Below are 9,734 nucleotides of genomic sequence, written 5' to 3' on the forward strand. Positions count from 1 at the left end.
GCCGCTTCGCAACACATGGGGCCATGGAAGGGGAAGCGGCAAGCCTTTAGCCTCGCAGGACTACCCCGCCAGCAGCGCCCGAGCGGCCGCACGGGCTTCCTTGGTGACCGTGTCGCCCGAGAGCATCCGGGCGATCTCGTCCTCGCGGTCGCCGGCATCGAGTGCCGCTACGGTCGACAGCGTGGCGTCGTTCTCGACCCGCTTCTGCACCCGCCAGTGATGCGCGCCGAGCGCCGCCACCTGAGGCGAATGGGTCACCACCAGAACCTGCCCGCCCTCGGCCAGCGCCTTCAGGCGACGGCCCACCGCATCGGCGGTGGCCCCGCCAACGCCGCGGTCGATCTCATCGAAGATCATCGTGACGCCACGGTTGCGCTCTTCCGAGAGGCTGACCTTCAGCGCCAGAAGGAAACGCGACAGCTCGCCGCCCGAGGCGATCTTGTTGAGCGGGCCCGCCGGCGCGCCGGGGTTGGTCGCGACGGTGAAGGCCACGGCGTCGCGGCCCTCGGGGCCGGGCTCGCCGCCGGCCACCTCGGTGCGGAACACCGCGCGCTCCATCTTGAGCGGCGCCAGTTCGGTGGCCATGGCAGTGTCGAGCCGGCCCGCGGCCTCGCGGCGCGCCTCGGTCAGCGCCGCGGCGGCGGTGTCATACTCGGCATCCGCCTCGGAGACCGCGCGGGTGAGGGCGGCGATGTTTTCGGCCCCGCTCTCCAGCGCCGCCAGCCGGCCCGAGAGCGTTGCTGCCAGCTCGGGCAGCTCGTCGGGGGCGATGGCATGCTTGCGGGCGAGGCCGCGGATGGCGAAGAGCCGTTCCTCGGTCTCCTCGAGATCCTGCGGATTGAATTCCAGCGCATCGAGGCAGTCTTCGACCTCGCGCCCGGCCTCGTCCAGCTCGGCCATGGCGCGGGTGAGGGCGGCGATGGCCCCCTCGAGCCGGCCCTCGGCCTTCTCGGATGCGCCTTCGAGCCAGCGCAGGGCGTTGGCCATGGTGCCCTCGGCGCCGTCATTGCCTAGCGCTTGCGAGGCGCGCACGATGTCCTCACGGATGCGCTCGGCGCTCTGCATCATGCGGCGCTTTGTGTCCAGCTCGGCCTCCTCGCCGGGCATCGGGGCCAGACGGTCCAGCTCATCCACCGCGTGGCGCAGGAAATCTTCCTCGGCGCGCACCGCCTCGAGCGCGGCCTGCGCCGCCTCGAGCGCCTTGCGGGCTTCGCGCCGCTTGGCCCAGGCGGCGCGTGCCGCGGCCAGTTCGGCGTCGATGGCAGCATAGCTGTCGAGAATGGCGCGGTGGCCCGAGGGGTTGAGCAAGCCGCGGTCGTCATGCTGGCCGTGCAGTTCCACCAGCGTCTCGGACAGGCGCCGCAGCACCTCGCCGCTGGCGCGACGGTCGTTGACCCAGCCGGTCTTGCGGCCATCGGCGCTGTTGACCCGGCGGAGGATCAGCTCTTCCGAGACCGGCAGCCCGGCCTCTTCCAGCACCGCGCGCGCCGCGTGACCGGGGGAGAGCTCGAACACCGCCGTGACCTCGCCCTGCGCGGCACCGCTGCGCACCAGCTCTGCGCGGCCGCGCCAGCCCAGCACAAAGCCCAGCGAATCCAGAAGGATCGACTTGCCGGCGCCGGTCTCGCCGGTCAGCACGTTGAGACCGGGCTGGAACGCGAGGTCCAGCCGGTCGATGATCAGCATGTCGCGGATCTCAAGCGCTCGAAGCATGAACTGCAAGGCGGGCGATCAGCCCGCCATCCCTTATAGCCACTCGCCCTTCACCATCTGGCGATAGGCCTGCGCCAGCCAGTTGTCGCCCTGCGCCTCGAGCGGCAGGCCCCGGTTGGTCAGCAGCGTGTAGCTGTCACGGTACCATTCCGAGCCCTGGTAGTTGTAGCCGAGGATCGCGCCGGCGGACTGCGCTTCCTGCACGAGACCGAGCGAGAGATAGGCCTCGACCAGACGGTGCAGCGCCTCGGGCGTGTGGGTGGTGGTCTGGAAGTCCTCGACCACGACGCGGAAGCGGCTGATCGCGGCGCCGAAATGCTTGTCGCGAAGATAGTAGCGGCCGATCTCCATTTCCTTGCCGGCGAGGTGGTCGAAGGCGAGGTCGAATTTCAGGATCGAGCTGCGGGCATACTCGCTCTCGGGATAGCGTTCGATCACCGTGCGCAGCGCCTGCAAGGCCTGGAAGGTGAGGCCCTGGTCGCGCCCGACCTCCTCGATCTGGTCATAGTAGGAGAGGGCGAGAAGATACTGCGCGTAGGCGGCATCCTCGTCGGTCGGATAGAAATCGATATAGCGCTGCGCCGAGGAGCGGCTGTTCTCGTAATCCTTCTCGGTGTGGAAGGCATAGGCCTGCATGATCAGCGCCCGCTTCGACCATTCCGAATAGGGGTAGAGGCGCTCGACCTCGCTGAAGTAATAGGCCGCCTGCTCACCATCCCTGCGGTCGAGCTCGTACTCGCCGCGCTCATAGATTTGCTGGGCAGAGAACGTCTCGAGCGGGATGTTGCCACGGGCGTAGCCCTCGCGCTCCTGCGCAGTGCAACCCGCCAGCAGAATAGCGGAAAAAGCCACTCCGATCACTAGCTTACGCGATCTTCCGCCTGCCATGCCCGACTAACCTCATGTTCGTTCTAGGGGCCGAAGGACGGCCCTTGGCACGGTCCTAGCACAGAAAATTCCGGTGCAAAACGCCTTAACGGCGTTTTGCGTCCGGCGGCGTGTCAGGCAACCGCCGGGATCTCGTCGCTCTCGACTCCGGCACCCGGCAGGCGTGCCGCGAGCCCGTCGTCGCACAGCGTGATGCGGTAGGCATCGGGGGTCGAGAACAGCTCGCGCAGGAGCATGTTGGTCATCGCGTGACCGGCCTTGTGGCCCTCGTAATGGCCGATGATCGGGGCGCCGGCGGTGTAGAGATCGCCAAGCGCGTCGAGCATCTTGTGGCGCACCGCCTCGTCGTCGTGGCGCAGGCCGCCGGGCGAGAGCACCTTGTCGCCATCAACGACCACGGCGTTCTCATAGGTGCCGCCAAGCGCAAGGCCGTTGGCCTGCATCGCGTCGACGTCGGACTGCCGGCAGAAGGTGCGGCTGTCGCAGAGCTCGCGCACGAAGGCGCCATTGGCGAGGTCCAGGCTGCGCTCCTGCGTGCCGATGGCATCGTCCTCGAAGGCGATGTGGAAATCCATGGTGAGGCCGTTGCCGGAGCGGGCAGGGGACAGGCTGGCCCAGCCCTTGTCGGTCAGCACCGAGACCGGCTTGAGGATCTCGATGGCGTAGACCGGCGCGCGCAGGGCGCGGGTGCCTCGCTCGAGGATGGCGCGCACGAAGGGGGCGGCGGAGCCATCCATGATCGGAACTTCCGGGCCGTCGAGCTCGATCAGGGCATTGTGCACGCCGCAGCCAGAGAGCGCGGCCATCACGTGTTCGATGGTCGAGACCGAGACCCCGGCGCCGTTGACGATGCGGGTGCAGAGCGGGGTCACCTCGACGGCGTCCCAGCGCGCGGGCACCAGCGTGTCGCCCAGAAGGATGTCGGTCCGCTTGAACCAGATGCCGTGCTCGGCCGAGGCCGGGCGGATGGTCATGCGTGCCGGGCGGCCGGAATGCAGGCCGACGCCCTGGAAAGTTACAGCGGATCTCAAAGTGGTTTGCACGGTCGTACCTCAGTCATAGGAGGCTCCACCCCACTGGAGGCTCCTTTGATGGTGGGGATATAGACCGGCCCCTGTCAGCTCAAATCAAGTATTGTAACCGCCTGAAACATCGCCGTAACGGAATAAGCGAAACCTTGCAGGCATCTTTTCGGGTCGTTGCAATCCTTTGACCACAAACGAAAAACGCCCCCTCGATGAGGGGGCGTTCCGTCGCGGAAGCTCGCGAAAAGTCAGTTGGCCTGGCGCCGCAGGAAGGCCGGGATCTCGATCCGGTCCTGATCCTGCTGCTCGTCCTCGTCCACCACCGGGGCCGGCTGGTGGGCCTGCATCGGCGGCTGCTGGCGGCGCGGAGCGGGGGCCTCGTGGCCACCCTGACCACCTTGGGCGTGGCCGTGACCGGTCATGCGGTTGATCAGCGAGTTGATCCCGAAGCGCGGCTTGTCGGCCTCGGAGGCCGGGCGTTGCATGCCGGCGGGCTGCTGCGGCTGGGCGGCCGGGCGCGGAGCCTGCGCGGCGGGGCGCTGCTGCGGCTGCTGCCGGCTGTGCTCGGCTGCGGTGCGCAGGCGCTGCAGGGTCTCCGGCGAGGGGGTGCCGGGGGCCGGGGCCTTGGGGGCCACGAAGGTTTCCGGCTCGGCGTCGAGCGCATTGGTCTGCGGCTGGAACTGCGCCACCTGAGGACGGTAGGCCGGCGGCGGCAGGTCGTCCTGCGCCTGTGCTGCGGGCTGCTCGTAGACCGGCTGTTGCGCCGGCTGCTGGTCGAGCGAGCCGAACAGCGACGGTTCGTCCTCTTCGTATTCCGGCTCGGGCGCGTGGGCGGCAACCGGTTGCTGTGCGGGGGCCGGGGCCGGCTGAGGTGCGACCGGCGCGGCGGCGACCTCTTCCGGAGCCTCTTCGGTCATGGTCGGCTTCAGCGGCTCGGCCAGCTTGCGGCGCGGCACCGGAACGTCGCTGTGAACGTTGCTGGCGTCGATGCCGGTGGCGACGACGGAGACGCGCATGTTGCCTTCCATCGTGTCGTCGAGGGTCGAGCCGACGATGATGTTGGCATCGGCATCGACCTCTTCGCGGATGCGGTTGGCCGCCTCGTCGAGCTCGAACAGGGTCAGGTCATGACCGCCGGTGATGTTGATCAGCACGCCCTTGGCGCCCTTGAGCGAGATCTCGTCGAGCAGCGGGTTCGCGATGGCCTTCTCGGCGGCCTGGATCGCGCGCTCTTCGCCGTCGGCCTCGCCGGTGCCCATCATCGCCTTGCCCATCTCGTCCATCACCGAGCGCACGTCGGCAAAGTCGAGGTTGATCAGGCCCGGGCGGACCATCAGGTCCGAGATGCCCTTGACGCCCTGGTAGAGCACGTTGTCCGCCAGCGCGAAGGCCTCGGTGAAGGTGGTCTTCTCGTTGGCGAGGCGGAACAGGTTCTGGTTCGGGATGATGATCAGCGTGTCGACGACCTTCTGCAGGGCCTCGACCCCGTCCTCGGCCTGACGCATCCGCTTGGCGCCCTCGAACTGGAACGGCTTGGTTACCACGCCCACGGTCAGCACGCCGAGCTCACGCGCGGCCTGCGCGATGATCGGGGCCGCGCCGGTGCCGGTGCCGCCGCCCATGCCGGCGGTGATGAAGCACATGTGTGCACCGGCAAGGTGATCGACGATCTGCTCGATGCTCTCTTCGGCCGCGGCCGCGCCGACCGAGGCACGCGCCCCTGCGCCGAGGCCTTCGGTGACCTTGATGCCGAGCTGGACCTTGGAGGTCGCGAGGCTCTGCTGCAGCGCCTGCGCGTCGGTGTTGGCCGTCACGAAGTCCACGCCTTCGAGCTGCTGGACGATCATGTTGTTGACGGCGTTGCCGCCGGCACCGCCTACGCCGAAGACCGTGATCCGGGGCTTCAGCTCTTCCTGTCCGGGCATCGAAAGGTTGAGTGTCATGTGTTTTGTCCGCCTGCGATTTTTGACTTGTTACACGCCTGTCCTGCGCCTTTACCGGCAATTCTTACCGACATATTAGCAACGGGTCACGCAAAAAACGCAGAATTACCACGAAATATAGGGTGAAACCGGGTAATCCGCGCGGGATTTCGCCGACACCCCCAGATTTTGGGGTTTTCACCAAAAACAACGCAAAACGAGAGCAGGCGGCGCGCCACGGGGCGGTCGCTGGTCGTCTTGCTTCGGTCATGTCGGGAGGTCTGCTCGACATCCCCTCAATCCGCCTCTGTGTGCGGTTCTGTGGATAAGCTAGCAAAGCCCCGGGCGGGCGTCATCCCCGAAAATCGAGGCTTTGCGGTTTTCCGCGCTCACGGTTTCGTTGGTGACGGGGCGGGGTCCCCTAGTGGAAGTCGCGGCTCGGGAACAGCCGCTTGGCCTGCTCGCGCGGGTGCTTGGCGGCAGGGGCGGGGCGTGCCGGACGCGGGGCCTCGTCGGCGGCGGGGTTGGTGATGCCGATGACATCGTCGAGCGGGTGGCCGAGATCGCCAAGCCGCGACGACAGGTCCTCGATCTGCTCGGCGATCAGGTGGGTGACGATGCCCTCGCGCTGCAGATGGCCGGTGACCCGCAGCAGCCGCCCGCCCATGACCGCGCGGCGGAACCGTTCGTAGACCTTGGGCCAGACCACCACGTTCGACACCCCGGTCTCGTCCTCGAGCGTCACGAAGATCACCCCCGAGGCGGTGCCCGGGCGCTGCCGGGTGATCACCACGCCGCAGACCGAGAGCCGCCGCAGCGGCGTGGCGGCCAGCTCCGAATGCGGCACGATGTCGGGAATGTCGGGCCGCAAAAACTCCATCGGGTGGGCGCGCAGCGACAGCCGCATGGAGACGTAATCCTCGACCACCTCCTCGCCCAGATGCATCGGCGGCAGCTCCACATCGGGCTCGCGCAGCCCCTCGCCGTCGAGCGGATCGGCAAACAGCGGCAGCGGTGCCGGCGAGCGGATGGCGCGCACCTGCCAGAGCGCATCGCGCCGGGTCAGCCCCATGCCGGCGAAGGCATCCGCTTCGGCCAGCCGCTCGAGCACGCCGGGCAAAAGCCCCGCGCGCAGCCACAGGCTTTCGGGATCGGGATAGCCGTTGCCGCGCGCCGCCACGATCCAGCCGGCATCCTCCTCGCGGAAGCCCTTGATCTGGCGAAAGCCCAGCCGCAGCGCCAGCCGGCCGTCGGCGCGCCGCTCGAGCACGTTGTCCCACTGGCTGTGGTTGACGCAGATCGGGCGCAGCTCGATGCCGTGGTCGCGCAGGTCGCGGACGATCTGCGCCGGGGCGTAGAACCCCATCGGCTGAGAATTCAGCAGCGCGCAGCCGAAGATCGCCGGGTGATGGCATTTCAGCCACGACGAGACATAGGTCAGCATGGCGAAGGCCGCCGCGTGGCTCTCGGGGAAGCCGTAATCGGCAAAGCCCTCGATCTGGGTGAAGCAGCGCTCGGCGGCCTCGCGGGTGTAGCCGTTCTTGAGCATCCCGCGGGTGAAGCGGTCGCGATGCTCGCCGATGGTGCCCATGCGCCGGAACGAGGCCAGCGAGCGGCGCAGCCGGTCGGCCTCTTCCGCCGAGTAGCCGGCGCCGACCACGGCGATCTGCATCGCCTGTTCCTGAAACAGCGGCACGCCGAGGGTCTTGCGGGTGACCTCCGACAGCGCCGGCCCGAAAGGCTCGGGCCGCTCGAGGCCCTGCCGGCGGCGGATATAGGGCTGCACCATGCCGCCCTGGATCGGGCCGGGGCGGACGATGGCGACCTCGATCACCAGATCGTAGAAGGTGGCGGGCTTCATCCGGGGCAGGAAGTTCATCTGCGCCCGGCTCTCGACCTGGAACACCCCCACCGCGTCGGCCTTCTGCAGCATCCGGTAGGTGGCCTCGTCCTCCTGCGGCACGGTGTCGAGCGTGTGGCGGAGGCCCTCGTGCTGATCCAGCAGGGCAAAGGCCTTGCGGATGCAGGTCAGCATGCCGAGGCTGAGCACGTCGACCTTGAGGATGCCGAGCGCGTCGATATCGTCCTTGTCCCACTCGATGACGGTGCGGCCTTCCATCGCCGCGTTCTCGATCGGGCACAGCTCGTCGAGCCGGCCCCGGGTGATGATGAAGCCCCCCACGTGCTGGCTCAGGTGGCGCGGAAAGCCGATGATCTCGCCAATGAGGCCGATGGTCTGCGCCAGCCGCCGGTCGCCGGGATCGAGCCCGAGCTCGCGGATGCGGCCGGGATCGGCGCCGCCGTTGGACTGGCCCCAGATCTGCCCCGAGAGCGCCGCCGTCACGTCCTGGCTCAGGCCCATGACCTTGCCGACCTCGCGGATCGCGGCGCGGGTGCGGAAATGGATCACCGTGGCGCAGAGCCCGGCGCGGTGGCGGCCGTATTTCTCGTAGATCCACTGGATCACCTCCTCGCGCCGCTCATGCTCGAAATCGACGTCGATGTCGGGCGGCTCGCCGCGGTAGCGCGAGATGAAGCGCTCGAAGACCATGCCGATCAGGTCGGGGCTGACATCGGTGATGCCCAGCAGGTAGCACAGCACCGAGTTCGCCGCCGAGCCGCGCCCCTGGCACAGGATGCCACGCGACCGGGCGAAGGCGACGATGTCGTTCACGGTGAGGAAATAGGCCGCGAAGCCCAGTTCCTCGACCACCCGCAACTCCTTGGCCATCAGGTCGAAGACCTTGTCCGGCGCGCCCTCGGGATAGCGCCGCTCGAGCCCGGCATGGGCCAGCCGCTCGAGCCGCGCCTGCGGCGTCTCGCCATCGGCGATCTCGTCGGGATACTCGTAGCTCAGTTCTCCGAGGTCGAAGGCGCAGCGCGCCGCGATCTCCAGCGTGCGGCGCAGGGCGGCGGGGTGGCGGCGGTAGAGCCGGGCCATGTCGGTGGCGGGCTTGAGTCGGCGCTCGGCATTGGGCAGGGCGCGGGTGCCGATGGCGTCGATAGTGCAGCCCTCGCGCAGGCAGGTCAGCACGTCGGCGAGCTGGCGCCGCGCGGCGCGGTGCATCAGCACGTCGCCCACCGCCACCATCGGCGTGTTCATCCTGAGCGCCAGCTTTGCGCAGGCGTCGAACCAGGCCTGGTCGGAGCCGTCATAGCGCGGCGGCGCGCCGAGGAAGACATGGCCTGGAAAGCGCCGCTGCAGCCGCCTGAGCGGCGCCGTGGCCTGCCCCAGGTCCTTGGGCGGCAGGGCGATCAGGATCAGGCCGCGGCCATGCTCTTCGAGATCGGCCAGATGCAGCTGGCAGCGGCCCTTCTCGGCCCGGCGCTTGCCAAGCGTCAGCAGTCGCGACAGCCGTTCATAGGCGGCGCGGTCGGTGGGCAGGGCGAGCCACTCGACAGGCTCGTCCTCGAGCACTAGCCGGCAGCCGGTGATCAGCCGTGGCAGCAGCTGGCCGGCGCGTACGGCGATCTCCTGCGTGCCGGCCTCGGGCTGGCGCGAGGAGGGGTCGGTGCGCTCGGTCGAGCGGATGCGCAGCGCCTGCTCGGCCTCGTCGCGCAGGGTCTTGAGCGCCGACCACGCGCGCACCATGCCGGCCAGCGAGTTGCGGTCGGTGATCGCCAGGGCCGAGAGCCCGAGCTCGGTGGCACGCGCCACCAGCTCCTCCGGGTGCGAGGCGCCGGTGAGGAAGGTGAAATTCGAGGTGACGCAGAGCTCGGCATAGGCGGTGGGGAGGGGGGCGTCCTTGCCACCCTTGCTGTTCCTGCCTTCGGCCAGTGGGGGGAGAGGGGCATTGGGGGCGCTGCCCCCGTCCGCCGGGGGCGGACTCCCCCGAGGTATTTCGGAACCAGAGAAGAGCGGGGTGTCGGCGAGGATGACTGGGGGCAGGGGCGTTGCCGAAGGATTTGGTGCGTCGGTGAGATGGGGGGCGGGGGAGCAGGTGATGAGGGGGATTGGGGGCGCTGCCCCCGTCCGCCGGGGGCGGACTCCCCCGAGGTATTTTGGAACCAAAGAAGATGCGGGGGCGGCGGGGGTCACGGGAATTCTCCGTGCACGAACCAGCCCGGGGCCTGCGGGGTGTGGAACAGCCACAGGCGGCGGCCCTCGCGGGTTTCGATGTGCCAGTAGTCGCGGGTGCCGTGGCGCCAGGCGTCGTCGGGTAGCCACCATCCGGCGCGATGCGCT

The 9,734-nt window shown here is 68.7% G+C and carries 5 protein-coding genes; all 5 read right to left on the bottom strand.

Going from position 1 to position 9,734, the window contains the following annotated elements:
- Positions 1 to 60 precede the first annotated feature (60 nt).
- Positions 61 to 1,713: a DNA repair protein RecN gene (gene recN / locus R2601_RS00730; protein WP_040544207.1), complete on the bottom strand. Its 1,653-nt coding sequence runs from the start codon at positions 1,711 to 1,713 to the stop codon at positions 61 to 63.
- A gap of 33 nt (positions 1,714 to 1,746) precedes the next feature.
- Positions 1,747 to 2,601 carry an outer membrane protein assembly factor BamD gene (locus tag R2601_RS00735; RefSeq protein WP_040544210.1) on the bottom strand — a complete coding sequence of 285 codons (855 nt, stop codon included), beginning with the start codon at positions 2,599 to 2,601 and terminating at the stop codon, positions 1,747 to 1,749.
- 113 nt (positions 2,602 to 2,714) lie between these two features.
- On the bottom strand, positions 2,715 to 3,644 hold the full coding sequence (gene lpxC, locus R2601_RS00740; protein ID WP_040544213.1) for a UDP-3-O-acyl-N-acetylglucosamine deacetylase: 930 nt from the start codon (positions 3,642 to 3,644) through the stop codon (positions 2,715 to 2,717).
- A 230-nt stretch (positions 3,645 to 3,874) separates the two neighbouring features.
- On the bottom strand, positions 3,875 to 5,569 hold the full coding sequence (gene ftsZ / locus R2601_RS00745) for a cell division protein FtsZ (RefSeq protein ID WP_007792081.1): 1,695 nt from the start codon (positions 5,567 to 5,569) through the stop codon (positions 3,875 to 3,877).
- 400 nt (positions 5,570 to 5,969) lie between these two features.
- The gene (locus R2601_RS00750; RefSeq protein WP_050768427.1) at positions 5,970 to 9,326 is read right to left on the bottom strand and encodes an error-prone DNA polymerase; all 3,357 of its coding nucleotides are present in this window, start codon (positions 9,324 to 9,326) and stop codon (positions 5,970 to 5,972) included.
- Positions 9,327 to 9,734 lie beyond the last annotated feature (408 nt).

Origin of the sequence: Salipiger bermudensis HTCC2601, from assembly GCF_000153725.1 — a bacterium.
In the GTDB taxonomy this organism is placed as follows: Bacteria; Pseudomonadota; Alphaproteobacteria; order Rhodobacterales; family Rhodobacteraceae; genus Salipiger; species Salipiger bermudensis.